The sequence below is a fragment of the Nonomuraea sp. NPDC048826 genome (assembly GCF_043198225.1).
GTDB lineage: Bacteria > Actinomycetota > Actinomycetes > Streptosporangiales > Streptosporangiaceae > Nonomuraea.
The window spans coordinates 934,600-956,915 of the sequence record NZ_JBICUQ010000001.1; the positions used below are offsets into that span (position 1 = coordinate 934,600).

Annotated in this window: 26 protein-coding genes; 15 read left to right on the top strand and 11 right to left on the bottom strand. The window is 73.3% G+C overall.

The window, feature by feature from the left end:
• Positions 1-21: 21 nt before the first annotated feature.
• Positions 22-582, bottom strand: coding sequence for a hypothetical protein (locus ACGFI7_RS04600; RefSeq protein WP_393399008.1), 561 nt, complete (start codon positions 580-582; stop codon positions 22-24).
• Positions 583-678: 96 nt separating this feature from the next.
• Between ACGFI7_RS04600 and ACGFI7_RS04605 the strand changes: the two genes are divergently transcribed.
• The 4 genes from ACGFI7_RS04605 (at position 679) to ACGFI7_RS04620 (ending at position 6,018) form a co-directional block, all read left to right on the top strand.
• Positions 679-3,396 (top strand): AAA family ATPase, encoded by a 2,718-nt coding sequence (locus ACGFI7_RS04605; RefSeq protein ID WP_393399010.1) that lies wholly within the window; start codon positions 679-681, stop codon positions 3,394-3,396.
• 35 nt (positions 3,397-3,431) lie between these two features.
• Positions 3,432-4,787, top strand: coding sequence for a DJ-1/PfpI family protein (locus tag ACGFI7_RS04610; protein WP_393399012.1), 1,356 nt, complete (start codon positions 3,432-3,434; stop codon positions 4,785-4,787).
• A 104-nt stretch (positions 4,788-4,891) separates the two neighbouring features.
• Positions 4,892-5,386 carry a hypothetical protein gene (locus tag ACGFI7_RS04615; RefSeq protein ID WP_393399014.1) on the top strand — a complete coding sequence of 165 codons (495 nt, stop codon included), beginning with the start codon at positions 4,892-4,894 and terminating at the stop codon, positions 5,384-5,386.
• 32 nt (positions 5,387-5,418) lie between these two features.
• Positions 5,419-6,018, top strand: coding sequence for a TetR/AcrR family transcriptional regulator (locus ACGFI7_RS04620; RefSeq protein WP_393399017.1), 600 nt, complete (start codon positions 5,419-5,421; stop codon positions 6,016-6,018).
• Between the two features lie 4 nt (positions 6,019-6,022).
• Here ACGFI7_RS04620 and ACGFI7_RS04625 read toward each other — a convergent pair whose 3' ends face one another.
• From ACGFI7_RS04625 to ACGFI7_RS04635, 3 genes are read right to left on the bottom strand one after another with little or no spacing between them, the layout of a single operon-like run.
• Positions 6,023-7,213, bottom strand: coding sequence for a CoA transferase (locus tag ACGFI7_RS04625; RefSeq protein WP_393399020.1), 1,191 nt, complete (start codon positions 7,211-7,213; stop codon positions 6,023-6,025).
• 52 nt (positions 7,214-7,265) lie between these two features.
• The gene (locus ACGFI7_RS04630) at positions 7,266-8,417 is read right to left on the bottom strand and encodes an acyl-CoA dehydrogenase family protein (protein ID WP_393399023.1); all 1,152 of its coding nucleotides are present in this window, start codon (positions 8,415-8,417) and stop codon (positions 7,266-7,268) included.
• A 32-nt stretch (positions 8,418-8,449) separates the two neighbouring features.
• A complete protein-coding gene (locus ACGFI7_RS04635; RefSeq protein ID WP_393399026.1) occupies positions 8,450-9,244 on the bottom strand; it encodes an enoyl-CoA hydratase/isomerase family protein in 795 nt (264 codons plus the stop codon).
• A 95-nt stretch (positions 9,245-9,339) separates the two neighbouring features.
• Between ACGFI7_RS04635 and ACGFI7_RS04640 the strand changes: the two genes are divergently transcribed.
• Positions 9,340-10,137, top strand: coding sequence for an acyl-CoA thioesterase (locus ACGFI7_RS04640; RefSeq protein ID WP_393399029.1), 798 nt, complete (start codon positions 9,340-9,342; stop codon positions 10,135-10,137).
• On the opposite strand, the gene ACGFI7_RS04645 is transcribed toward ACGFI7_RS04640, so the two are convergent.
• Positions 10,121-10,669 carry a YceI family protein gene (locus ACGFI7_RS04645; RefSeq protein WP_393399032.1) on the bottom strand — a complete coding sequence of 183 codons (549 nt, stop codon included), beginning with the start codon at positions 10,667-10,669 and terminating at the stop codon, positions 10,121-10,123. The genes ACGFI7_RS04640 and ACGFI7_RS04645 overlap by 17 nt on opposite strands.
• Positions 10,670-10,718: 49 nt before the next feature.
• Between ACGFI7_RS04645 and ACGFI7_RS04650 the strand changes: the two genes are divergently transcribed.
• The 4 genes from ACGFI7_RS04650 to ACGFI7_RS04665 all read left to right on the top strand — a co-directional run bounded on the left by ACGFI7_RS04650 (position 10,719) and on the right by ACGFI7_RS04665 (position 13,595).
• A complete protein-coding gene (locus ACGFI7_RS04650) occupies positions 10,719-11,144 on the top strand; it encodes a GNAT family N-acetyltransferase (protein WP_393399034.1) in 426 nt (141 codons plus the stop codon).
• Positions 11,145-11,238: 94 nt separating this feature from the next.
• Positions 11,239-12,054, top strand: a complete 816-nt coding sequence (locus tag ACGFI7_RS04655; RefSeq protein ID WP_393399037.1) for an SDR family NAD(P)-dependent oxidoreductase — start codon at positions 11,239-11,241, stop codon at positions 12,052-12,054.
• Positions 12,055-12,072: 18 nt separating this feature from the next.
• Positions 12,073-12,402, top strand: coding sequence for a hypothetical protein (locus tag ACGFI7_RS04660; protein WP_393399039.1), 330 nt, complete (start codon positions 12,073-12,075; stop codon positions 12,400-12,402).
• A gap of 26 nt (positions 12,403-12,428) precedes the next feature.
• Entirely contained in the window at positions 12,429-13,595 is a 1,167-nt protein-coding gene (locus ACGFI7_RS04665) for an OmpA family protein (protein ID WP_393399041.1), read from the top strand.
• A 10-nt stretch (positions 13,596-13,605) separates the two neighbouring features.
• Here ACGFI7_RS04665 and ACGFI7_RS04670 read toward each other — a convergent pair whose 3' ends face one another.
• A complete protein-coding gene (locus ACGFI7_RS04670) occupies positions 13,606-14,037 on the bottom strand; it encodes a hypothetical protein (RefSeq protein WP_393399043.1) in 432 nt (143 codons plus the stop codon).
• Positions 14,034-14,486 (bottom strand): hypothetical protein, encoded by a 453-nt coding sequence (locus ACGFI7_RS04675; protein ID WP_393399046.1) that lies wholly within the window; start codon positions 14,484-14,486, stop codon positions 14,034-14,036. The genes ACGFI7_RS04670 and ACGFI7_RS04675 overlap by 4 nt, the downstream gene beginning before the upstream one ends.
• Before the next feature lie 116 nt (positions 14,487-14,602).
• On the opposite strand from ACGFI7_RS04675, the gene ACGFI7_RS04680 reads away from it, so the two are divergent.
• A complete protein-coding gene (locus tag ACGFI7_RS04680; RefSeq protein WP_393399048.1) occupies positions 14,603-15,010 on the top strand; it encodes a DUF2267 domain-containing protein in 408 nt (135 codons plus the stop codon).
• A gap of 94 nt (positions 15,011-15,104) precedes the next feature.
• Here the strand turns inward: ACGFI7_RS04680 and ACGFI7_RS04685 are convergent, their stop codons facing one another.
• From ACGFI7_RS04685 to ACGFI7_RS04700, 4 genes are all read right to left on the bottom strand, one after another.
• The gene (locus tag ACGFI7_RS04685; protein ID WP_393399050.1) at positions 15,105-16,238 is read right to left on the bottom strand and encodes a mandelate racemase/muconate lactonizing enzyme family protein; all 1,134 of its coding nucleotides are present in this window, start codon (positions 16,236-16,238) and stop codon (positions 15,105-15,107) included.
• 24 nt (positions 16,239-16,262) lie between these two features.
• Positions 16,263-16,907 (bottom strand): class I SAM-dependent methyltransferase, encoded by a 645-nt coding sequence (locus ACGFI7_RS04690; RefSeq protein ID WP_393399052.1) that lies wholly within the window; start codon positions 16,905-16,907, stop codon positions 16,263-16,265.
• Positions 16,908-16,970: 63 nt separating this feature from the next.
• Complete coding sequence (locus ACGFI7_RS04695; RefSeq protein WP_393399055.1) at positions 16,971-17,687, bottom strand: NAD-dependent deacetylase; 717 nt, start codon at positions 17,685-17,687, stop codon at positions 16,971-16,973.
• Positions 17,688-17,975: 288 nt separating this feature from the next.
• On the bottom strand, positions 17,976-18,539 hold the full coding sequence (locus ACGFI7_RS04700) for a hypothetical protein (protein WP_393399057.1): 564 nt from the start codon (positions 18,537-18,539) through the stop codon (positions 17,976-17,978).
• Between the two features lie 159 nt (positions 18,540-18,698).
• Between ACGFI7_RS04700 and ACGFI7_RS04705 the strand changes: the two genes are divergently transcribed.
• Genes ACGFI7_RS04705 through ACGFI7_RS04725 form a run of 5 tightly spaced genes read left to right on the top strand, consistent with a single transcriptional unit; the run spans position 18,699 to position 22,282 of the window.
• Entirely contained in the window at positions 18,699-19,787 is a 1,089-nt protein-coding gene (locus ACGFI7_RS04705) for a serine hydrolase domain-containing protein (protein ID WP_393399060.1), read from the top strand.
• A 9-nt stretch (positions 19,788-19,796) separates the two neighbouring features.
• The gene (locus ACGFI7_RS04710; protein ID WP_393399062.1) at positions 19,797-20,162 is read left to right on the top strand and encodes an iron chaperone; all 366 of its coding nucleotides are present in this window, start codon (positions 19,797-19,799) and stop codon (positions 20,160-20,162) included.
• A 3-nt stretch (positions 20,163-20,165) separates the two neighbouring features.
• On the top strand, positions 20,166-20,897 hold the full coding sequence (locus ACGFI7_RS04715; RefSeq protein WP_393399065.1) for a class I SAM-dependent methyltransferase: 732 nt from the start codon (positions 20,166-20,168) through the stop codon (positions 20,895-20,897).
• Positions 20,898-20,930: 33 nt separating this feature from the next.
• Positions 20,931-21,680 carry a MerR family transcriptional regulator gene (locus ACGFI7_RS04720; RefSeq protein WP_393399067.1) on the top strand — a complete coding sequence of 250 codons (750 nt, stop codon included), beginning with the start codon at positions 20,931-20,933 and terminating at the stop codon, positions 21,678-21,680.
• Positions 21,677-22,282: a hypothetical protein gene (locus ACGFI7_RS04725; protein ID WP_393399069.1), complete on the top strand. Its 606-nt coding sequence runs from the start codon at positions 21,677-21,679 to the stop codon at positions 22,280-22,282. The genes ACGFI7_RS04720 and ACGFI7_RS04725 overlap by 4 nt, the downstream gene beginning before the upstream one ends.
• The last annotated feature ends 34 nt before the right edge of the window (positions 22,283-22,316 follow it).

Here is a 22,316-nt window from a genome sequence, read left to right on the forward strand (position 1 = left end):
TGACGGCGCTTCCCGCGCCTCTCACCGGTCAGTCGGAGCCCACCGGCCGTCCTTGACATCCGGGACGACATCCGGAGGAAGAAACTTCTCCGCGCAGCACAACCGGACGACGACCTCGGCCGCCCGGGGTCCCGGCTCGACGGTGTCGATCCGGATGCCGGTGCCCGCATGCTCCAGCGCCGCCGCCCGGGTGAGGTCCCGCACGGCCGGGGTGAGCGCCAGGTTGACGATGCGGCCGCCCCCGGTGCGCCGCATCGCCGCGATCTCGTACGCCATCACCGCCGCCATCCCGTCCCCGAGGTTGGCGGCCGCGTCGAGCCGGCCGAAGGCGCCGAGCGTCTGCTCGACCAGCCGCCGCACCGACACCGGATTGGCCAGGTCCGCCAGGACGGCGACCGCGCCGACCTCGGCGGCCAGCTCCGCGGAGGCGCGGCACCCGCACGCCGCCAGGACCACGGCCGCGCCCGCCCCGCTCAGCGCCCGCGAGGCGGCGGCGCCGACCCCGTGACCGGTCCCGTGGCCGATCACATGACAGGCGCCCGTGACGATGACCGTACGGCCGCGCATCTCGGCTGCTCTCACGGGCCCGACGCTAGGAGCCCGTCCGCTTACGGCGCATCAGGGAAACCACCAGTCGTGGGGATTCCCCCGGGACGCGGGGCTTTCTATGCTCGGCATGTGCTGGGGAGGGAGAAAGAGACCGCGCTGCTCGACGCGATGCTCGAGTCCGCCGTCGAAGGGCATGGCACCGGGTTCGTCGTGCACGGCGAGCCCGGCATCGGCAAGACCGCCCTGCTCTCGTACGCGGTGGAGCGCGCCGAGGGGTTCCGGGTGCTGCGCGCGGTCGGCGTGGAGCCGGAGGCCGAGCTCGCCTACGCCACCCTGCACCAGCTCCTGCTGCCCGTGCTCGGGCTGGTCGGCGAGCTGCCCGGGCCGCAGGCGCGGGCGCTGCGCATCCTGTTCGGCCAGGATCACGGCGAGCCGCCCGACCCGTTCCTGGTGGGGTTGTCCACGCTCTCGCTGCTGTCGCTGGCCGCGGGGAAGTCGCCGGTGCTGTGCGTGCTGGACGACGCGCACTGGGCCGACCAGCCGACGCTCAAGACGCTGGCGTTCGTGGCCCGGCGGCTGGACGACGAGCCGATCGTGCTGGCGCTGGCCGCGCGCGCAGACGAGGGGCACGGCACCGACCTGCCCCACCTGCGCCGCGTCCCGCTCATGGGGCTCGACCCCGAGGCGGCCGGGGCGCTGCTCGGCGCGCGGCCGCTCACCGACGGCGAGCGCGCCCGCCTGCTGGCTCTCACCTGCGGGAACCCGCTGGCGCTGATCGAGCTGGCGGGCGCCGACCTGCCGCCGGAGGCCACGCAGGAGCCGCCGGCCATGACCGACGAGCTGCGGCGCTCGTTCCTGGGCCGGATCCGGGCCCGGCACGCCGCCTCGCTGCCGCTGCTCCAGCTGATCGCCGCCGACGGCTCGGGCAGCCTCAAGACCGTCGAGAAGGCGGCCGCGTCCCTGCGGATCGCCACCGGCCCGCTGTCCCTCGCCGGGCTCGACGACCTGCTGACCTACGACGGGGCCCGGCTGGTGTTCCGGCACCCGCTGGTACGGTCCGCGATCTACCACAGCGCCACGGCCGACTGGCGGGCCGCGGTCCACCGGGCGCTCGCGGCGGCCTTCGACGACCCTGCCGACCAGCACCGCCGTGCCTGGCACCTGGGGCAGGCGGCCACGGGCCACGACGAGGAGGCCGCCGGGCAGCTCGAACGCTCGGCCGAGCAGGCGGCGCTGCGCGGCGGCCCGGCGGCGGCGATGGCCGCGCTGTCGAAGGCGGCCGAGCTGACCGCCGACGGGCCGCGCCGGGGGCGGCTGCTGTGGACGGCCGCGCGGGCCGCCATCAGGGGCGGGTTCACCGCCACGGCCGTCGACCTGATCGACCGGGCCGAGCGCGAGCCGCACCTGGAGGAGGCCGATCGCATCTCGCTCGCCGCGTTGCGCGCGGTCGCGACCGGGTTCGCCGGGTCGCCCGACGACGCGATGGACCTCGTCAGGCCGTGGATCCCGCGCGCGCTCCGGATCGACAGGGCGGGGTTCGCCCCGACCGTCGCGATGTACGGCGACCTCGGCGTCCGCACCAACCAGCCGGAGGCGTGGGCCGACCTCGCCCGCTGGCTCGACGAGACCGAGCCCGCGGACGACACCCCGCAGGACGCGGTCCTGCGCCTGCTGCGCGCCGCCGCCCGCGCCCGCACCGGCCGCGATCCCGGGCTCCCGGTACGCGGCGCCGACACGGTCGCCGAGCTGACCGACCCCGTCACGATGACGCTGGCCGGGGCGATCGCTCGCGGTCTCGGCGACCACGAACTGAGCAGGCGCCTGTACCGGGACGCCGCCCGGCTCGCCCGCAACAGCGGGGCGCTCGGCGCGCTCGCCTGGAACCTGGAATACCAGGCGGCCGACGAGCTGGCCCGCGGCAGGTTCGGGCTGGCGGAGGCGCACGCCGAGGAGGGCTGCCAGTTCGCCGCCGAGCTCGGCCAGCTCAACACGGCCTGCCGCCATCGCGGCCTGCTGGCCTGGTGCGCGGCGCTTCGCGGCCGGCCGGAGGCCGCCGAGCTGGCCGCCGGCGTGCTGGCCGAGGCGAGCGACCGAAAGCTGGCCGACGCGATGGCCTGTGCCAGGCGCGCGCTCGGGCTCCTCGACCTCGTCGCCGGGCGGCACGCCGAGGCCGCGCGGCACTTCGAGGCGGTCGGCGGCGGTGCGGCGGACCTCGCCATGGAGACCGTCCCCGACCTGGTGGAAGCCCTGGTCCGGGCCGGTGACCACGACGCCGCCGCCGAGGCCGCGGCCCGCTACGCCCGCTGGACCGCGTACACCTCCGAGCCCACGCCGCGCGCCCTCGCCGCCCGCTGCCTGGCCCTGGTCAGCGCCGACCCCGCGGAGCACTACGCCGAGAGCCTGCGCCTGCACGCCCTGGCCGACTCCCCGCTGGAGCGCGCCCGTACCGAACTGCTCTTCGGCGAGCAGTTGCGGCGCGACCGCAGACGCTCGGAGGCGCAGGGTCACCTGCGCGGCGCGGTGGAGGACTTCCGCCGCATCGGCGCGCTCGCCTGGGCCGACCGCGCGCTGGGCGAGCTGCGGGCCACGGGCGAGTCTGCCAGGACCCGCGCACCTGAGCCGGGCGCGCTGACCGCGCTCACCCCGCAGGAGCTGCGCATCACGCTGGCGGTGGGGGAGGGGCTCACCAACCGGGAGATCGCCGCGCAGCTGTTCCTCAGCCCGCGCACCGTCGAGTACCACCTGCGCAAGGTCTTCCAGAAGGCCGCCATCACCTCCCGGGCCGAGCTCATGCGCCTCGTCCTCGCCGAAGCGCCCGTGCTGACGGGAGACCGGCGACTTCCCTGATTCCGCGGCGGGCCCGCCTTCCTAGCGTGGGTGACATGACGACCCCCCATGTCGAGGAGCCCGCCATGACCGGAACAGAATCCCGCAAGAGCCGGTGGATCAGGAGAGCCGCCGTCGCGCTGGCCGCCTTGCTGCTGCCGGGTGTGGTCTCCGCGGTGAACACCGTCGGCAAGTTCGGCGATCTGTACGAGGCGCGCACGGACTCGGTGGCCGTGGCGCCCGCGCCGAGGAGCCACGACCCGGACAAGCCCACGGTGGCCTTCCTGACCAGCGTGAGCGGCACCAACGTGGCCGACCTGCTGGGACCGTACGAGGTGCTGGCGGGCACCGGCTGGGTGAACGTGTACACCGTCTCGGCGGACGCCCCCGTGGTGCCCCTGACCGGCGGCCTCGACCTGGTGACCGACCTGAGCATCGACGGGCTGGGGCGGCTGCTGGACGAGCGCGGCGACAAGCTCGACGCGGTGGTGATCCCGGCCCTGCACCGGCCGACCGGCGCCGAGGTGACCGCGATCAACGCCTGGCTGCGGCAGCAGTCGGCGGCCGGCACGCTGATCGTCAGCGTCTGTCACGGGGCCCGTACGTTCGCCGGGAGCGGGCTGCTGGAAGGCCGGCCCGCGACCTCGCACTGGTGGCGGATGGCGGCGCTGCGCAGGGACTTCCCCGGCGTCGACTGGCGGACCGGCCACCGGTACGTCGAGGACGGGAACGTGATCACCACCGCCGGCGTGCTGTCCGGCGTCGACGGCGGCCTGCGGATCGTCGAGCGGCTGCTCGACCCGGAGGCGGCGCGCGAGGCGGCGGACAGGGTGCACTGGCGCCACTACACGCCAGGCGCCCCCGCGCCGCTGCCCGAGTCCCGCCTGGAGCCGCGGGACGTGGTCGTGGCGATCAACTCCTCGTACCAGACCGGCCCGTCCGCCATCGGCGTCCAGCTCGTGGAAGGCACGGGTGAGCTGGAGCTCGCCGCGCCCTTCGTCTCGTACACCGAGGAGGCCATGGTCGGCCGCACGGTCGCGGTCGGCGACGGCCCGATCCGCTCCCGGCACGGGCTCACGTTCGTCCCCCGCGCGGCGGACGCGGCCGGGCTGGACCGCCTGATCGTCCCCGGCGTGGCCGCCGCCCTGCAGCGGGTGGCCGGTGACGAGGCCTTCTACCTGCACCAGAAGGAGGAGTTCGCGTTCGACCCGGTGCTGCGCGACATCGCCGGCACCTACGACGTGCGGACCGCGCGGTGGACGGCCAAGACCCTGGAGTACACGGCGCTCGACTTCGAGCTGACCGGCCGCTCCTGGCCGTGGACCGCGACCCTCGTCCCGGTGCTGCTGGCCCTGCTCGGCGCCGCCTGCGCCATCGTGGTCGCCCGCTTCCTGCGCCGCCGCACCCCGTGACCGTCTGGCTCCCGCGAGGGACCGCCTTCCCCCGCCCGGGGGAGGGCGGTCCGGTGCCGGGCCGCCGATCCTGGTGACCCGACCTCGATCCAAGGGAGCCCCGGATGACCGTCCGCCAAGCCCGCTCGCCCGCCTGGGCGACGGCCGTGCTGTTCCTCGGCTACGCCGCCGGGAAGGCCGTCTACGCCGCGCAGGGCAGACTCGGCTTCCCCGGCGGCCCTGCGGTCTCCGCGGCCGAGCACGAGCGTTACGCCCGCGAGATGCTGGATGTGGCGGCCACGCAGTGGCTGGCCGCGGCGAACGGCCTGCTGGGGGCGGTGCTGATGCTGGCGACCGTGACCTCGGTCGGCCGCCGCCTGCCCAGGACGCCGATGCTGGCCGTGCTGGGCCTCGCGTTCCTGGGCCTCGGCGCGGGCGCGGCGATCATGGTGGTGGACGGGTTCGTCGGGATCGGCGTCGGCTGGCGGTGGTACCACGGCGTACTCGGGATCGTCGCGGTCGTCCTGCTCGCGGCGACGATCCGGTCCTACGCCCGCGCGACCGCCCCCGGAGCCCCGCCCACGCGCCGACCAGGTGCGACATCATCGCCCCTGCCGTGAAGGTGAGGGGTTCATCACTTAGGGTGATGGGCATGGATGGGGAGACGGACCGGTTGGTCGGGGTGGCGACGCGGCTCTTCGCCGAGCTGGGGTACGACTGGACGTCGATGAGGATGATCGCCGAGGCGGCGGGGGTCGAGGTGGAGCAGCTGACCCGGCTGGTGGGCGACAAGACCGAGCTCTACCAAGAGGTGATGGTCCGCGCCATCAACGCCGAGCGGACGGCCATGGAGCCGGCGCTGAGATCCGCCACACCGGGCGTGCAGGGGGCGATCGACCTGGTCGACGCCTATCTGGACTTCAACGTCGCGCATCCCGAGTATCTCGCGCTGTGGCTGCACCGCTGGACCGGCGACGCCGCCGACACCCCCGACCTCGAAGACCTCTACTCCCGGCCGCTCGCCTCCGAGGTGGCGGAGTTCGTACGCGACATCATGCCCGGCGACGTGAACTGCCACCACCTCGTCTGGTCCATCGTGTGGTGCGTGTACGGGTTCCTGTCGGGCGGCATGCGGCACGTGTCGCCCGACTGGCCGCAGCGGCGCGGCGAGGAGCCCGACCCGGAGGTGCTGGAGGCCTTCCGGGCCTACCTGCACACCCTGATCCGCCGCATGACCATGCCTCTCGGGTGACGGGTCAGCCGATCGCGCCCCGGTCACGCAACGCCGCGACGTCGCCGGCCGAGTAGCCCAGCTCCTCCCGCAGCACCTCGTCGGTGTGCCCGCCCACGGACGGCGCCGGGCGGGGTGGCTCCTGCTCGCCGTCCACGACCATCGGCGAGCCCGCCGACAGGTGCGGGCCGACGCCCGGCTGGTCGAGCATGCCGAGCACGGGGTTCCCCGCCAGCAGCGCCTCGGGGTCGGCGGCCAGCTCCTCGAACGTCCGGTACGGCGCGTACAGCAGCCGCCCGTTCTCCAGCGCCGCCTCCACCTCCGCGTACGTCCGGGCCGCGAACCACGGCTCCAGCAGCCCGCCGATGACGGCCCGGTGCCGGTAGCGGTCGGCGTCGCGCCGGAAGTCGGCCCCGAGCGCCCGCTCCACCGCCTCGACCGCGGCGGCCAGGCCCGTCAGGGCGAGCAGGCCGGACCAGTGGCGTGAGGTGAGGACCACGAGCATGACGCGCCGGCCGTCGGAGGTGCGGAAGTCGCGCCCGTAGCCGCCGTAGAAGTGGTTGCCGTCCTTGACCCGCGGCTCCCCGCCGAGCTGCGCGTCGGCAAGGTAGCCGAGGTTGGCGACCATGGACAGGGCCACGTCGCCCAGCGCCACCGTGATGCGCCGCCCCTCGCCGGTCAGCAGCCGGTGCCGTTCGGCCGCCAGCAGCCCGGTGGCCAGGTAGAGCCCGGCGGCGATGTCCCAGGCGGGCAGCACATGGTTGACCGGCCCCTCGACCCCGGCCGGCCCGGTCACCGCGGGCAGCCCGGTCTCGGCGTTGACCGTGTAGTCGACCGCGATGCCGCCGTCGCGCCTGCCCGTGAGCAGCGCGTGGATCAGGTCCTTGCGACGCTCGCGCAGCTTCTCGTACGAGAGCCCGGGCAGATCGGCGTTGGCCACCACGACCCCGCGCCGCTCGACCAGGTCGGCGATGACCGCCCGGCCCTCGTCGGAGCGGAAGTCGACCGCGATGGCCCGCTTGCCCTTGTTGAGCCCGGTCCAGTAGAGGCTGGTGCCCGACGGGGCGAGCGGCCAGCGGGAGCGGTCGGCCTGGCCGCCGATCGGCTCCACCCGGACCACGTCGGCGCCGAGCTGCGCCAGCGTCATCCCGCACAGCGGCGTTGCCACGTACCCGGAAAGCTCGACGACGCGCAGCCCCTCCAGCGGTGCGGACATCAGCGGCCTGCCTTTCCCGCGCGGGCGGCGGACACCCGCTCCTCGCCCGGCGTCACGAGCGGGCCCCGCGCATCAGCTCGCGCCCGACGATCAGTTTCTGGATCTCGCTGGTGCCCTCGTACAGGCGCAGCAGGCGCACGTCGCGGTAGATCCGCTCGACCGGCACCCCGCGCATGTAGCCGCTGCCGCCGTGCACCTGGACGGCCAGGTCGGCGACGCGGCCGGCGGACTCGGTGCAGAACAGCTTGGTGGCGGACGGCGCGAGCCTGCGGTCCTCGCCGGTCAGCCAGAGCCTGGCGGCCTCGACGGCCATCGCCCGGCCCGCCATGCACAGGGACTTCTGCTCGGCGAGCATCGCCTGGACGAGCTGGTAGTCGCCGACCGGGCGGCCGCCCTGCCGGTTGTGCGCGGCGAACGCCACCGACTCGTCGAGCGCCCGCTCCATCAGGCCGACGGCCACCGCCGAGATGTGCAGCCGGCCCCGGGCGAGCACGGTCATGGCGGCCCGGAAGCCGGCGTCGACCTCGCCGCCGATCAGCGCCTCGGCGCCGAGGCGGACCCCGGTGAACGCGACCTCGGACGTCCAGGCGCCTTCCTGGCCCATCTTGGCGTCCTTCGGCCCGACGGTCACGCCGGGAGTGTCGGCTGGCACCAGAAACACCGCGATGCCGCTGCCCGCCGCGTCGGCGGGGCGGACCCGGGCGAACACCACGAACAACCCCGCGATCGGGGCGTTGGTGATGAACCGCTTGGTCCCGTCGATCACCCAGCCGTCGCCGTCGGGCGCCGCCGTGGTCTTCAGCCCCGACGGGTCGGAGCCCGCCTCCGGCTCCGTCAGCGCGAACGCCGCGGTGACCTCGCCGGACGCCAGCGACGGCAGCCAGCGCTCCTTCTGCGCCTCGGTGCCGAACCCGACCAGGACCTGGCCGGCGATGCCGTTGTTGGTGCCGAACATCGACCGGAAGGCGAGCGTCGTGTAGCCGAACTCGAAGCCGAGCCGGACGTCCTGGGCGATGTCGAGCCCGAGCCCGCCGTACTCGCCGGGGATGGCGTAGCCGAACAGGCCCATGCCGGCCGCCTGGCGGCGGAGGTCGTCGGGGATCGCGTCGGTGTCGGCGATCTCCTGCTCTCTGGGCACGACCCGGGTGTGGACGAACTGGCGTACCTGCTTGAGGATCTCATCGAACTCGTCGGCTGCGACCATGCTCCTGGCCTATCGAATAATGTTCTGCTGTGTCAACGGTTGCGGTAGGCGCCGGGACGCTTCTCACGGAAGGCGCTCATGGCCTCCGCGTAGTCGTCGGTGGCCTGCACGATCGCCATGTGGGACGAGATGAGGTCCAGGCTGGTGCGCAGATCGGTGCGCATCGACTGGTAGACCGCCCGCTTGATCATCGAGATCGCGATCGGCGGCTTGGCCGCGATGCCCCTGGCGAACTCCATGGTCTCGGCCATGAGCGCCTCGTCGTCGTAGACCCGGTTGACGATGCCGAGCCGCAGGGCCTCGTCGGCGTCGACGAAGTCGCCGGTCATCAGCAGCTCCATGGCCTTGGCCGGGCCGACCAGCCGGGGCAGGAAGTAGGCGCCGCCGTCGCCGGGGATCAGGCCGATGCGGATGTAACCCTCGGAGAAGCGGGCAGACCGGGCGGCGAACCGCATGTCACACATGAGCGCCATGTCCATCCCGGCGCCGACCGCGACCCCGTTGACCGCCGCGATCAGCGGCTTGTCCAGGTCCTCGACCGCCCGCGCCACCTTGTGCACCCGGTCGGTCAGCATGCGCTTGCGCTCGATCGGCGTGGCCTCGATCTCGTCGAGCGCCTTCAGGTCGACGCCGCTGCAGAAGCCCTCGCCGGTGCCGGTGAGCACCACCACCCGGACGTCCTCGTCGTCCTGCGCCGCACGCAGCGCCCCGGCCCAGGCGTTGATCATCGGCCAGGTGAACGCGCCCAGATAGCGGGGCCGGTTCAGCCGGATCACCGCCACGCCGCCGTCGACCTCGTAGATCAGCTCGTCCCCGGCCTCGGCCACCGGCCTCTCCTCTCGCCTCGAACACCGGCACGAGCTTCTCACAGCGGCCCACCCCGGCTCGCGGCCGCCCTGTCGCGTCCTCTACCGTCTGCCTCATGCCGACCTTCAGCCCCGTGGCCGCCCCCACCGTGCTCGACCTGCTGACGCTGGAGAAGATCGAAGAGGACCTCTACCGGGGCACGACCGTGTTCGAGGAGCCGTTCCCGCTGTACGGGGGACAGGTCGCCGCGCAGGCCCTGGCCGCCGCGGGCGACACGGTCGAGCCCGGCCGGTTGCCGCACTCGCTGCACGGCTACTACCTGCGCAGCGGCGACGCCGCCCGGCCGACCGTGTTCCGGGTCTACCGCGACAGGGACGGCCGGTCGTACTCCGCCCGGCGGGTGGTCGCCATCCAGAACGGCAAGGTCATCTTCAACATGTCGGCGTCCTTCCACGTCCCCGAGCCGGGCGTGGACGTGCAGATGCACCCCGCGCCCGACGCGCCCGGGCCCGACGGGCTCGAAGCGGCCCAGCTGCCCCGGTTGTTCTCCATGGAGAGCCGCCTGCCGCCGCAGCCGTACGCCGCCGCCGAATGGCCCACCCGGTTCTGGGCCCGCTGCGTCCAGGACCTGCCCGAGAGCCAGTTGCTGCACGCGTGCGTGCTCACGTACCTCTCCGACATCTCCAGCGGGCTGACCGGCATCCCCGACGGGGGCGGCGGGCGCTCCGGCTCCAGCCTGGACCACGCCGTCTGGTTCCACCGGCCTGCCGTCATGGACGAGTGGGTGCTCATGGACCTGGTGCCGCACACCGTGTCGGCCGGGCGCGGCTGGTACACCGGCACCATCCACACCCACGACGGCCGGCTCGCCGCCAGCATCACGCAGGAGACGTTGTTCAGGAAGCCGCGCTGACCAACGCCACGTCGAACCGCACCTCGACGTCGTCGTCCAGCTTGAGCGCCCCGAAGAACGCGGAGTACGGCTTGATGCCCCACCGGGTCTGCGTGATCGTCGCGCTTCCCCGTACCCGCTCGCCGTCGTGGACGCAGGCGAGGGTGAGCGGCCGCGTCACGCCCGCGAGCGTCAGCTCGCCCTCCACCTGGAACGACTCGCGCGTCCCGGTCACCTGACCGGACCGGAACGCGATGACGGGGGACCGGCCGGCGTGCAGCACCTTGTCACGGATGTTGCGCTCGATGTCGGCCCGGTCGGCATCGGTGAGCGGCTTCACCCCGCCCGTCCCCGACACCACCCGCAGCGACCCGGCGTCCACCTCGACGCTCACCCGGCTCGCCCCGGGATCGCCGAGGTCCACCACGGCCTCGCCGCGCCATCGGGTCGCCTCGATCGTCAGATCGTGCCCGGCCTTGGCCCCCAGCCCGGTGCGCCTCGTCTCGACCAGCAGCCGCCCGGTCTCGGGACCCAGCACATACGCGTCGCCCATGCCCGCACGCTACCCGCCGGGACCCATCGGGAACGCCTACGCTCGGTGGATGACTGTGGTGATCGAGATCGTGCGTGAGGCGGGCGACGAGGTCGTGGCGGCCTTCGGGCGCCTGTTGCCCCAGCTCTCGGCCGGGGCGGCGGTCGACGCGGACGCCGTGCGGCGGGTGGTGGCCGCGAACACGGTGCTCGCCGCGCGGGACGGGGACACCGTCGTGGGCCTGCTGACGCTGGTGACCTACCCGCTGGCGTCCGGCGTGCGGGCGCGCATCGAGGACGTCGTGGTGGACGAGGCGGCGCGGGGCCGTGGCGTCGGCGCGGCGCTGACGGAACGGGCTTTGGAGCTGTCCCGCGAGGCCGGGGCGCGGACGGTCGATCTCACGTCCCGGCCGGAGCGGGCGGCGGCCAACCGGCTGTACGAGCGAGCCGGGTTCCATCGGCGGGACACGGTGGTCTACCGGGTCGCCTTGCCCTGAGACGAGACGCCCCGTCTTGACAAGGACGGTCGCACTGCAGCAGGATGCTTGCACGAGACGAAACGTCTCGTCTTGTTGACGGAGGAGTGAGAGCATGACGCGCGTATGGTTCATCACCGGGGCGTCCCGGGGGCTGGGCAGGGCGTTCGCCGAGGCGGCGCTGGCCGCGGGAGACCGGGTCGTCGGCGCGGCCAGGAACATCGCGCCGCTGGAGGAGTTGGCCGCCGGACACGACGGGCGAATGGTCCCGGTGGCGCTGGACGTCTCCGACCGGGAGGCGGTCCGCGACGCGGTGGACGGCGCGGTGGCCGCGCTCGGGCGGATCGACGTCGTGGTCAACAACGCCGGCGGGCTGCTCATGGGCATGATCGAGGAGGCGTCCGAGAAGCAGATCCGGGCCCACCTCGACGTGAACGTGCTCGGCGCGGTCTGGGTCTGCCAGGCCGCCGTGCCCCACCTGCGCAGGCAGGGTGGCGGGCGGATCCTGCAGGTCACCTCGATGGCGTCCGGCGGCGGGTTCGCGTCCGTCGGGTTCTACGGGGCGGGCAAGGCCGCGCTCGACTCCATCACCCAGGCGCTGGCCATGGAGGTGGAGCCGTTCGGGATCAAGGTGACCAACCTGCAGATGGGCGGGTACGACACGGGCCTGTTCACGACGGGCACCACCGTGGCCGACCCGCTGGCGGTCTACGACCCCCTGCGGGAGAAGCTGGCCGAGATGTGGGGCGAGGACGCCGGCCCCGATCCGCGCACGGCCGCGCCTGTGGTCATGGAACTGGTCGACCTGCCCGATCCGCCCCGGCGGCTGATCGTGGGCGCGGCCTCGTACGACATGGTCCAGGATCTGGACCGGGCCCGGACGGAGGAGTACCGGGCGTGGGAGGGGCTGAGCCGCAAGGCGGCGGGATGATCGAAAGCCGGGACGGTTGTGACATGCGACCGCGCCGCCCAGCTCGCCTACTCGGCCAGAAACGGGAAGCTCAGGGCGGTCCAGCTCCTGCTGGCCTTCCCCACCGAGCGTTACGCCCAGGCCGCCGCCGTCGGTCTGTCCAGGCGGTCGGCGGAGGCGCTGCGATGGCGGCGGGGCGGCACGCACCCCCAGTACGCCTACGGCAAGGTCGGCGTCGCGGGTTCCGGCCCGTACGTGCTGGTCACCGTGGTCACCGCGACCGGGAAGGCGGCCGGACGGGGACCGGCGTTCCACCGCGCACTCCACGCGGACACCTTGAACCGCTTCGCGGTCCTATACGGATACTGAACCTTCATGTCCTAGCGTGGCGCACTGTGTGCGGGAAGAGAACCATCATCACGCGAGCCCTCGCTCCGCTTCTCCTGGTCCTGGTCGCCGCGTGCGGCGCGACCGGTGCCGGCGGCGCCGAGCGGCAGTCCCCGGCCGCTCAGACGGCCACCCCCGGCGGGCAGGCCACCCAGGAAAGCCAGGAGAGCACGCCCCCCGGCCCCGAGCCCACGAGCTGCCGCCACGGCGAGCTCATCCCCGCCGTCGACATCCCGGCCGTGCACGCGGACCCGGTGGTGATCCCGGCGGCGAAGGTGGGCGGTCAGGTCGTCCCCGAGGTCACCATCCCCGGGGTGGACATCGCCGCGCAGCGCGTCCCCGCCCAGTGCACCGAGATCAAGCCCGCCCCCGGCGGCTGCCTGGGCGGCGCGTCGATCCCGCCCGTGACGATCCCCGCCGTCGAGATCCCGCCGGTGGAGATCCCCGGCGTGAACGCGGGCGGCATCAAGCTCGACCCGGTACGCGCCGAGGGCGTCAGCGCGGCGGCCGTGCACGCCAAGGGCGTCTCCACGCCGGAGGTGTGCCAGGTCAAGCCGAAGGACGGGGGCTTCGTCCCGTTCGTCATCAGGCCGTTCATCATCCGCCCGTTCATCATCCGGCCCTTCCTGATCCGCCCGTACGTGATCAGGCCGTCCGCCTGCAACGAGCGGAACGAGTGCATCCCGGCCGCCGAGGTGCCCGCGGTGGAGGTGCCCGCCGTCGAGGTGCCGGCGGTCGAGATCCCCGCCACCGAACTGAAGGCGTACGAGGTCGGCAGGAGCAACGTGCTGGAAGGCGACGACACGATCGCGTTCAGCCTTGAGGCGGACGTGCTCTTCGACTTCGACAGCGCCACGGTCAAGCCGGCGGCCGCCGCCGAGCTGAGGCGGGTCGCCCGCGAGATCGCGAAGAAGGCCGAGGACGGCTCGGAGATCCGCGTCGACGGGCACACCGACGGCAAGGGGGGCGAGTCCCACAACCAGCCCCTGTCGGAGCGGCGCGCCCAGGCGGTCGTCGACTGGCTGGCCACCGACGGCGGGATCGACCGGTCACGGCTCAAGGCGGCGGGCTACGGCGAGTCGAAGCCGGTCGCCGCCGACACCAAGCCCGACGGCTCGGACAATCCGGCCGGCCGGGCGAAGAACCGCCGCGTGGTCATCTCCGCCGGGACCTGACGCGGGCGGGTCAGGCTTCGTCGGCTTCGGGGGTGTCGTGGCGGTCGAAGGGGCGGGCGGCCGGGGCGATGCCGGCCTCGATGAGCTGGCGGCGCAGCAGGACCACCGTCGACTCCAGGCCCTCGATCTGCGCCTGCATCGTACGGATGCGACGCTGTAATCCGTCGCGTTCGGCGGCCGAGTCGGCGCTGAGCTGGTCGAACTGGGTCTGCACCCGGGCGAGCTGCCGTTCGAGCAGGCTGATGCCGGAGTCGTAGATGGCGCGGGCGCGTTCGAACGCCTCCGAGTCGACCTTGCTCAGCTCCAGCAGGGCCTGGCGTTCGGCGGTCTCCGCCGTCCGCCTGTTGGCGTCGGTGCTGGCGCGGTAGGCGAACCAGGCGGCTCCCAGCGGGACGATCCCCACGGCGGTCTGGACGGCGATGGTGGCCAGGTCGGGCATCATGCCTCCCCGTGCGGTTCGGTGGGAGCGGGGCCGGTCTCCGGCCAGGTCGAGATCAGCGTGAGCCAGCCGCCGAAGCCGAGCCAGACGGCGCCGCCGATCCAGCCGGCGGGGTTGACGCCGGTGAGGGCCCCGGCGAGGTAGATGAGCCCCCACGCCAGCGTGAGCGCGGTCGCGGCGGCGAACGCCACCCGGTCGGACCGGAAGAACGCCTGCACGAGGCAGATCCCGGCGGTGATCGCCCAGAGGACGGCCCACACCCGCAGCGGCGCGATGGCGGCGAGCTGCGCGTGGGCCAGGTTGGGCCGGCCGAGGCGGGGCGGGGAGACCAGCGACCAGGCGATGACCGCGGAGACCAGCCCGACGAAGAGGAGGCTGGTGCCGCGTCGGCCGACCCGGCGGGCTAAGCGGCGGGCCTGCCGGCGCAGGGTGACGAGATCGCTGTGACGCACAGTTGTTAGGATATTACATATCGTAACCCGTGCGGAGCTTTACCCATTTCTTGTGTCAGGCGCTTGGTGACGCGGCGGCGACGGGGTAGCCGCTGGGAGGGATGAAGGGGGAAATCATGCGACATGACGACTTCATCGGCCAAGTACAGGCGCGAGCCCGCCTGAGCGACCGGGCGCACGCGGAGCGGGCCATCCGGGCGTCGCTGGAGACGCTCGGCGAGCGGCTGCCGGAGAGCCTCGCCGACAAGCTCGCCGCCCAGCTGCCGCACGAGATCGGCGAGAACCTCCGCCGCACCGAGGTGTACGGCGGTCTCGGCACCGGCGAGCACTTCAACCGCGAGGAGTTCATCCGGCGGGTGGCCTCCAGGGCGGGGTGCGACGAGCGCCGGGCGGTGTTCCTGGCCCGGGTCGTGTTCGAGGTCACGGACGAGGCCACCCAGGGCCGCATCATGACCAAGGTCCGCGAGAGCCTCACCCAGGAGCTGCGCGAGCTCGCGACCGTGGGCAGCCAGGGTCACCTCTGACGCCTCCGCGACACGCGGTCAGGTCGGGGCCTCGGGCATCCTGACCGCGTGTCCATCAGGTCGTACGCCGCGATGGGCCGGACGGCTGAGACGGTCAGGCCGGTCGGGCGAACTCGCGTCGTTCGGCCGTCCACTTGGCCGCCTGCTCGCTCAGCGTGAGGCCGAGCCCCGGCCGGTCGGGCACGAGCATGCGGCCGTCGCGGATCTCCAGCCGCTCCTCGAACAGCGGCTCCAGCCACTCGAAGTGCTCCACCCACGGCTCCTGCGCGTAGGCGGCCGCGAGATGCAGGTGGATCTCCATGGCGAAGTGCGGCGCGAGCTGCACCCGGTGGTGTTCGGCCAGCGCCGCCAGGCGCAGGAACGGGGTGATGCCGCCGATCCGCGGCGCGTCCGGCTGGAGGATGTCGGCGCCGCCCGCCCGCAGCAGCTCGGCGTGCTCGGCGACGCTGGTCAGCATCTCGCCGGTGGCGACGGGCGTGTCGAGCGCGGCGGCCAGCGCCGCGTGCCCGGCGTGGTCGTGCGCGTCGAGCGGCTCCTCGATCCACACCAGCCCGAACTCCTCCAGCGCCCGGCCCATCCGCGCCGCCGCCGGCCGGTCCCACTGCTGGTTGGCGTCGACCATCAGCGGCACCTCCTCGCCCAGCTGCTCGCGCGCCGCCCGGACCCTGGCCAGGTCGGCGCGCCCGTCGGGCTGGCCCACCTTGATCTTGATGCCGCCGATGCCGCGCTCCAGCGCCGCCGCGGCGTTGTCCAGCACCCGCTCGATCGGCGCGTGCAGGAAACCGCCGGAGGTGTTGTAGCAGCGCACCGAGTCACGGTGCGCGCCCAGCAGCTTGGCCAGCGGCAGCCCCGCCCGCCTGGCCTTCAGGTCCCACAGCGCGATGTCGAAGGCCGCGATGGCCTGGACGGACAGCCCGCCGCGGCCCACGGACGCGCCGGCCCACGCCAGTTTCTCCCACAGCCTGGGGATGTCGTTGGCGTCCTCGCCGATCAGGTCGGGCGCGATCTCGCAGGCGTGCGCGTACTGACCGGGACCGCCCGCCCGCTTGGAGTAGCAGAACCCGATCCCCTCCAGGCCGCCCTCCGTGGTGATCTCGGCGAACAGGAAGGCGACCTCGGTCATCGGCCGCTGCCGCCCGGTGAGCACCTTGGCATCGCTGACCGGCGTGTCGAGCGGCAGGTAGACGGATGACAGGCGGACCCGGGCGATGCGGTCGAGGGGATTCATGAGGTGATCATACGAACCCGTCGCTCACACGGGTCTGCTCGCGCGTATGAACGAGAGCATCGGCGGCAGGTCGCCCTCGGCCTCGATCGTGAAGCCGGCGCCGGGGACGAGCGTGCGGAGCATCTCGTACGGATCGCCGTGCATGGCGGGCCCCGTCAGCAGGGAGGCGAGCCGGCGGGCCAGCGGGTGCGCCGGCGGACGGTACTCGGCGACGACGAGCCTGCCGCCGGGCCGCAGCACCCGGAACATCTCCCGCATCGCCGCCGGCCGCGCGTCCTCGGGGATGTGGTGCACCGCCAGGCTGCTCACCACCGCGTCGAACGACCCGTCGGGGAACGGCAGCGCCTGCCCCTCGGCCACCTGGTAGTCGCAGTTGCCCGGGGCGCGCTCGCGGGCGTACCCGATCATCTCGGCGGACGGGTCGACGCCGGTGACGCCGCCCTTCGGCCCGACGACGGGGGCGACCACCCGGGTCAGATAACCGGTGCCGCAGCCCACGTCCAGGAACCGCTCGCCCGGCCGCGGCCGGGCCTGGATCGCCAGGCGGGTGAACACCTCCCGCCGCGCCCCCAGGAACCCGATCGCCGAAGTCAGCTCGTAGGCGCGCGGATGGTCCATGACGCCCGCGGCGCCGTGATGGTCATGATCATGGAGTGTGCGGAAACCCATGCCCAGCATCATGCGCAAGCCCCTTCGCGAAGGTCAACGACCGGTTGCCCTGCCCGGCCGTTCTCACCCGGCGAGCCGCGCCACCAGCCGGGGGACCGCCTCGCCGATCGGGTCCCTGATCACCTCGGCGGCCAGGTCGTCGTACGGGGTCGGCTCGGCGTTCACGACGATCAGCCGCGCGCCGCGCCGCACCGCCAGCGCGGCGAGCGACGCGGCGGGCATCACCTGCAGCGACGTCCCGATCGCGACGAACACCTCGGCCCGCTCCGTGGCCTCGACCGCCTCGGCGACGACCTCCTCGGGCAGGTTCTCGCCGAACATGACCGTGGTGGTCTTGAGGATCCCGCCGCACTCCCGGCAGGCGGGATCGTCCTCCCCGGCGTCGAGCCGGGCCAGCGCCTCGTCCAGCGTCGACCGGCCGCCGCACCCGACGCACACCACCCCGAACATGTTCCCGTGCAGCTCCAGCACCCGCTCCGGGTCCGACCCGGCCCGCTGGTGCAGCCCGTCGACGTTCTGCGTGATCAGCCGGTCGAGCCGTCCGGCCCGCTCCAGCTCCACCAGCGCCCGATGCGCCCCGTTCGGCGCCGCGTCCCTGGCGGGGTTGCCCCGGCGGAACTCCCACGACCTGCGCCGGATCTCGGGGTCGGCGAGGTAGTAGCCGATGGTGACGAGCTTCTCGTGGTCGGGATCGCGACGCCACAGCCCACGCGGACCCCGGTAGTCGGGTATCCCGGACTCGGTGGAGATCCCGGCCCCGGTCATGACGGTAATCAGCACGCCTCATTCTCTCCGGTCGCCGCACCAGCGGAGGGTGGTTGCCGCGTCACGGACGGCGAGGCATCATGGTGATGCCGCACCTCTGGGAGTGCGGAAGTGAGGCCGGGACCACCGAGGGATATCGGGCGCCCGGCCTTTGCACTGTCCGCTCACCCCACGCAGATCACCGTGACCCATGCGATTGTCCAGTCACGCTAGGTGAGATATACTGACGGAGCCGCGCCCTCGGTGGGTGTCGGAAGTGAGGCCGGGCCTCCCGATGGAATCGGGCGTCCGGCCTTTGCGTTCTCAGTCCACGCACACGACTCGCACCCGCTCTTCGAGGCGCTCGAAACCACCCCCGTGCCCGTCGATCCACCACGTGGTAGCGCTGACCACGGCATCGGCTGCCCAGAGCAGGGGTTCCTGGCAGGAAGGCCGCCAGTCCACCGCGATCGCTCGTGAGATGGCCTGCGACTTCCGCATGGCCATGACGAGCAGCAGGTCAAGATGGTCCTGGTGGGAAGAGCGGCTCTCGACGACGACTCTCGTCACGCCGGTGGCCTCCAACTCGAGCAGAAGTCGCTCAAGGCAGCGTCGGCGAGCCCGTTCCGTCCCGCACGCGCTGTCGTAGATGTGGACGGTGACGAGGGCGGCAACGGGGAGTGCGGCGATCGCGTCGGCGATGACGCGCTGTCTGGCGCTGGACTCGTCGCGCCAGTGCAGGCGCGGATTCTTGCCGATACGCAGAGACTCCAACGTCATGCGCGCGTCGTCATGCGCGACGGAGTGCAGGGCGATCGCGGCCATCGCGTAGATATTGTGATCATCGGGACGGCGGCGCATGCTCTCGTCGACGTAGGCCGTAAGCATAAAGTAAAGATATTGCTACGGAACGTGAACGCGTCACGGTTTCTCCGGAGTGGTAGGGCTGGCCCCCGTGTGAGAGCGGTGCTGGCGTGACTGATCTTCGGTGGGTGGTTCGGCAAGGTCGTGGGTGGCGAAGGACGCCTGCTGACGAAGGGATTGCCGATGGCTCGCAAGATGATCGCCGTGGTGGCCGCCGGGGCGGTGGCACTGGCGCCGGTGGCGCCGGCGTTCGCCGGGACCGGGTTGGAGGACCGGGTGGAGCGGCTGACCGGCGAGGGCGGGCTCGCCGGGGCGGTGGCGCGGGTGGACGACGGGCGAAGGGGGTTCACCGTCAAGGCCGGGACGGCGGAGCGCGGGACCGGCCGGCCCATGGTCGGGAGTGACGCGCGGTTCCGGGTGGGCAGCATGACCAAGCCGGTCGTGGCCGTGACCGTGATGCGGCTGGCCGAGCGGGGGAAGGTGCGGCTCGGCGCGCCGGTGGAGACCTACCTGCCCGGCGTGATCAGGGGGAAGGGCGGCGTGGACGGGCGGAAGATCAAGGTGCGTGACCTGTTGCGGCAGACCAGCGGGCTGGCCGACTTCACTCAGGCCGCCGACTGGTCGAAGATCCCGCAGGACTATCTGGCGATCGCGCTCGCCCAGAAGCCCACCCCGTACGGGCGGTTCGCCTACTCCAACACCAACTACCTGGTGCTGGGCATGGTCATCGACGCCGTCACCGGGAAGGACTTCCGGCAGGTCAGCCGCGAGCTGGTGCTGGAGCCGCTGCGGATGCGCGACACGTACTGGCCGAAGCGCGGCGAGCTGGGCATCCGGGGCGAGCACGCGCACACGTACGGGATCAACCCCGTCGATCCCGGGGCCGGGGTGGTCGACGTGACGCGGCTGCCGGGCTACGAGTTCGGGGCCAGTGGCGGGCTGGTGTCGACGCCGGAGGACCTCAACCGGTTCTGGCAGGGGGTGTTCGGCGGCCGGGCGGTGTCGGCGAAGAGCCTTCGGGCCATGACCGCCGACCCGGTCGCGGTGGGGGAGAAGGGCTGGCCGCCGCAGGCGCGCTACGGGTACGGGATGGCGCGGGTGCGGCTCGCGTGCGGGACCGTCTGGATGCACGGCGGTGGCGTGCCGGGCGTGTCCGTGCTGAGCGGGCGAAGCGCCACCGGGCGGCGGGCCACCGTCTACGTCACCGGCTCGGCCGAAGGCGAGCGGCACGAGCACCTGACCGACGCTTTCGAAGCGGCCGTATGCCGGTAGCGTGAGGCCATGGTGCAGAGTGCGGCGGCGAACGTGGACGCCTACTTGGAAGAGGTGCCGGAGGCACGCCGTGAGGCGCTGACCCGGCTGCGTGACCTGTGCCGGGCGGAGCTGGCCGGGTTCACCGAGGTCATGGCGCACGGGATGCCCGGTTACCGGCGCGAGGAGGGCATCGAGGTGGCGTTCGCCAGCCAGCGCAACCACATCTCGATCTACATCACCCGGACCGACGTCCGCGACGCGCACGCCGCCGAGCTCGCCGGTCACGACATGGGCAAGGGCTGCCTGCGGTTCAGGAAGCCGGAGCAGGTCGACTTCGAGCTCGTACGGTCCCTCCTGCGGACCACGGCGGCGGCCCCCGGGCCGGTCTGCTGACCCGTGCTCGACTACGACCGCGAGGCCGCCACGTACGACGAGACGCGCGGCGGTGACGCGCGTGCCGTGGCCGCCGCCGAGGCGGTGGAGCGGCTGCTGCCCGGCGGGGCGCGGCTGGTGGTGGACGTGGCGTGCGGCACCGGCAGCGTCACCGCCTACCTGCGCCCGCCCGGCCGCCGGGTGCTCGGGGTCGACCGGTCCGCGGGGATGGCGCGGGTGGCCGCGCGGCGGATGCCGGGAGCGGTGACGCTGGGCGACGCGACCCGGCTGCCGCTGCCCGGCCGGAGCGCCGACGCGGTCACCCTGATCTGGTTGCTGCACCTGCTGGACCCGGACGCGTCGGCCGCCACGCTGCGCGAGGCCGCCCGGGTGTTGCGGCCCGGCGGGGTCCTCGTCACCACCGTGCGCAAGAACGACGCCGCCTACCTCACCGGTGACCCGGCCGCCGCGCTGATCGCCCCGGTACGGGAGCCCTACCTGCGCCCGCACGCCGACGCGCCGGACCGGGTGGCCGCCCTGACCGGGCTCGCCGAGCTGGGCCGCGTCACGTTCGCCGGCGCCGGCCAGGGCCGCAGCCCCCGGTTCTGGCGCGAGCTGCTGGCCCGCCGCGACCACGGCTGGACCGCCGAGGCCGACCCCGCGGCGCTGGCCGAGCTCGACCGGCGGCTCGCCGCCCTCCCCGACCAGGACCACCCCGGCCCCGACCCGGTCTACACGCTCTGCGCGTTCGGTTGACCTTGACGTAGCGTCAACGTGTCTCATGGAGGCATGCGGATCGGCGAGCTCGCCGCGCTGGCCGGGGTGTCCACCCGGACCGTGCGGCACTATCACCATCTCGGGCTGCTGCCCGAGCCCGTCCGGCTGGCCAACGGCTATCGGGAGTACCGGTTGCGTGACGCGGTGCTGCTCGCCCGGATCCGCCGGCTGGCCGAGCTGGGGCTGTCGCTGGACGAGATCCGCGACGTGCTCGCCGACGACCGCGGCAAGGACCTGCGCGAGGTGCTCCTGGAGCTGGACGCCGACCTGGCCAGGCAGCAGGAGGCGATCGCGGCCCGGCGGGCCCGGCTGGCGGCGCTGCTGGAGGAGGAGACGCCGAACGCCGACTCGACGGTGTCGCCCGACATGGCCGAGGTGCTGCGCGGGCTCGGCCCGCAGGGGTCGCCGGCCGCGGCGTGGGACCGCGACATGCTCACGCTGATGGACTCGGTGGCCGACCCTGACCGCAGGGAGGCGGTCGCCCGGCTGATGCGGCCGCTGGCCGCGCCGGATGTGCGGGACCGCGGGCACGAGCTGTATCGGCGGCTGGACGAGCTGGCGGAGGCCGAGCCGGACGATCCGCGGGTCGCGGAGCTGGCCGCGGACATGGCCGCGCACCTGCCGGACGAGCTGGCGGAGACGATGGTGCGGCATCTGCCGCCGGCGGGCGGGCCGTGGTTCGACGCCATCCTCGACGAGCTGACGCCCGCGCAGGGAGAGGTCTTCCGGACGATGGTGACGATGGTGAAGGAGCGGGCGTGAGGGTGTTGCGCAGGATCGCGGGGTTCGACGCCGCCGGCATGGTGAGCCTGGTGCTGTGGGCGGCCCGCCGCAGGCACGGGGTGCCGCCCGGCGCGCTGGCCGCGTCCTACTCCAAGGCGCAGACGGCGACGATGGTCCTGTTCCTGGTCATGATGGCGGTGGAGCTGGTGGTGGTCGAGGTGGTGCTGCGGGCCTTCGACGTGGCCGAGTGGATCCGGGTGCCGATCCTGTTCCTCGACGCGTACGGGCTGCTCGTCGGGTTCGCGGTGGTGGCCGCGTGCGTCACGCGGCCGCACGTCGTCACCGGCCGAGAGCTGCGGATCCGGTACGGGGCCTTCTTCGACCTGCGCATCCCGCGGGAGCTGATCGCGTCGGTGCGGACGGTGCGCGCGTACAACGAGTCGGGCATGGTCGCGGTCCGCGACGGCCGGTTGAGCGTGGTGGTGGCGTCACAGGTGAACGTGGTGGTCGAGCTGTCGGAGCCGGTCACCGCGGTGCGCCCGCTGGGCGCCGAGGAGCGGGTGACGACGGTGCGGTTCTTCGCCGACGAGCCCGCCACGCTGGTGGCCGCGCTCCGCCCCGCCGAGGAGCGGGCCGCCTGACCGGCGGCGTCGAGCGGGGTGCGCCGGAACGCGG

What these genes read in the sequence shown, in the direction of transcription:
- ACGFI7_RS04680 (WP_393399048.1), top strand. Translation starts at nt 14,603, where the DNA reads ATGCGACATGACGACTTCATCGGCCAAGTACAGGCGCGAGCCCGCCTG.
- ACGFI7_RS04700 (WP_393399057.1), bottom strand. Translation starts at nt 18,539, where the DNA reads ATGCTTACGGCCTACGTCGACGAGAGCATGCGCCGCCGTCCCGATGAT.
- ACGFI7_RS04670 (WP_393399043.1), bottom strand. Translation starts at nt 14,037, where the DNA reads ATGATGCCCGACCTGGCCACCATCGCCGTCCAGACCGCCGTGGGGATC.
- ACGFI7_RS04710 (WP_393399062.1), top strand. Translation starts at nt 19,797, where the DNA reads ATGGTGCAGAGTGCGGCGGCGAACGTGGACGCCTACTTGGAAGAGGTG.
- ACGFI7_RS04615 (WP_393399014.1), top strand. Translation starts at nt 4,892, where the DNA reads ATGACCGTCCGCCAAGCCCGCTCGCCCGCCTGGGCGACGGCCGTGCTG.
- ACGFI7_RS04705 (WP_393399060.1), top strand. Translation starts at nt 18,699, where the DNA reads ATGGCTCGCAAGATGATCGCCGTGGTGGCCGCCGGGGCGGTGGCACTG.
- ACGFI7_RS04645 (WP_393399032.1), bottom strand. Translation starts at nt 10,669, where the DNA reads ATGGGCGACGCGTATGTGCTGGGTCCCGAGACCGGGCGGCTGCTGGTC.
- ACGFI7_RS04620 (WP_393399017.1), top strand. Translation starts at nt 5,419, where the DNA reads ATGGATGGGGAGACGGACCGGTTGGTCGGGGTGGCGACGCGGCTCTTC.
- ACGFI7_RS04625 (WP_393399020.1), bottom strand. Translation starts at nt 7,213, where the DNA reads ATGTCCGCACCGCTGGAGGGGCTGCGCGTCGTCGAGCTTTCCGGGTAC.
- ACGFI7_RS04650 (WP_393399034.1), top strand. Translation starts at nt 10,719, where the DNA reads ATGACTGTGGTGATCGAGATCGTGCGTGAGGCGGGCGACGAGGTCGTG.
- ACGFI7_RS04720 (WP_393399067.1), top strand. Translation starts at nt 20,931, where the DNA reads ATGCGGATCGGCGAGCTCGCCGCGCTGGCCGGGGTGTCCACCCGGACC.
- ACGFI7_RS04630 (WP_393399023.1), bottom strand. Translation starts at nt 8,417, where the DNA reads ATGGTCGCAGCCGACGAGTTCGATGAGATCCTCAAGCAGGTACGCCAG.
- ACGFI7_RS04610 (WP_393399012.1), top strand. Translation starts at nt 3,432, where the DNA reads ATGACGACCCCCCATGTCGAGGAGCCCGCCATGACCGGAACAGAATCC.
- ACGFI7_RS04690 (WP_393399052.1), bottom strand. Translation starts at nt 16,907, where the DNA reads ATGGGTTTCCGCACACTCCATGATCATGACCATCACGGCGCCGCGGGC.
- ACGFI7_RS04640 (WP_393399029.1), top strand. Translation starts at nt 9,340, where the DNA reads ATGCCGACCTTCAGCCCCGTGGCCGCCCCCACCGTGCTCGACCTGCTG.
- ACGFI7_RS04685 (WP_393399050.1), bottom strand. Translation starts at nt 16,238, where the DNA reads ATGAATCCCCTCGACCGCATCGCCCGGGTCCGCCTGTCATCCGTCTAC.
- ACGFI7_RS04655 (WP_393399037.1), top strand. Translation starts at nt 11,239, where the DNA reads ATGACGCGCGTATGGTTCATCACCGGGGCGTCCCGGGGGCTGGGCAGG.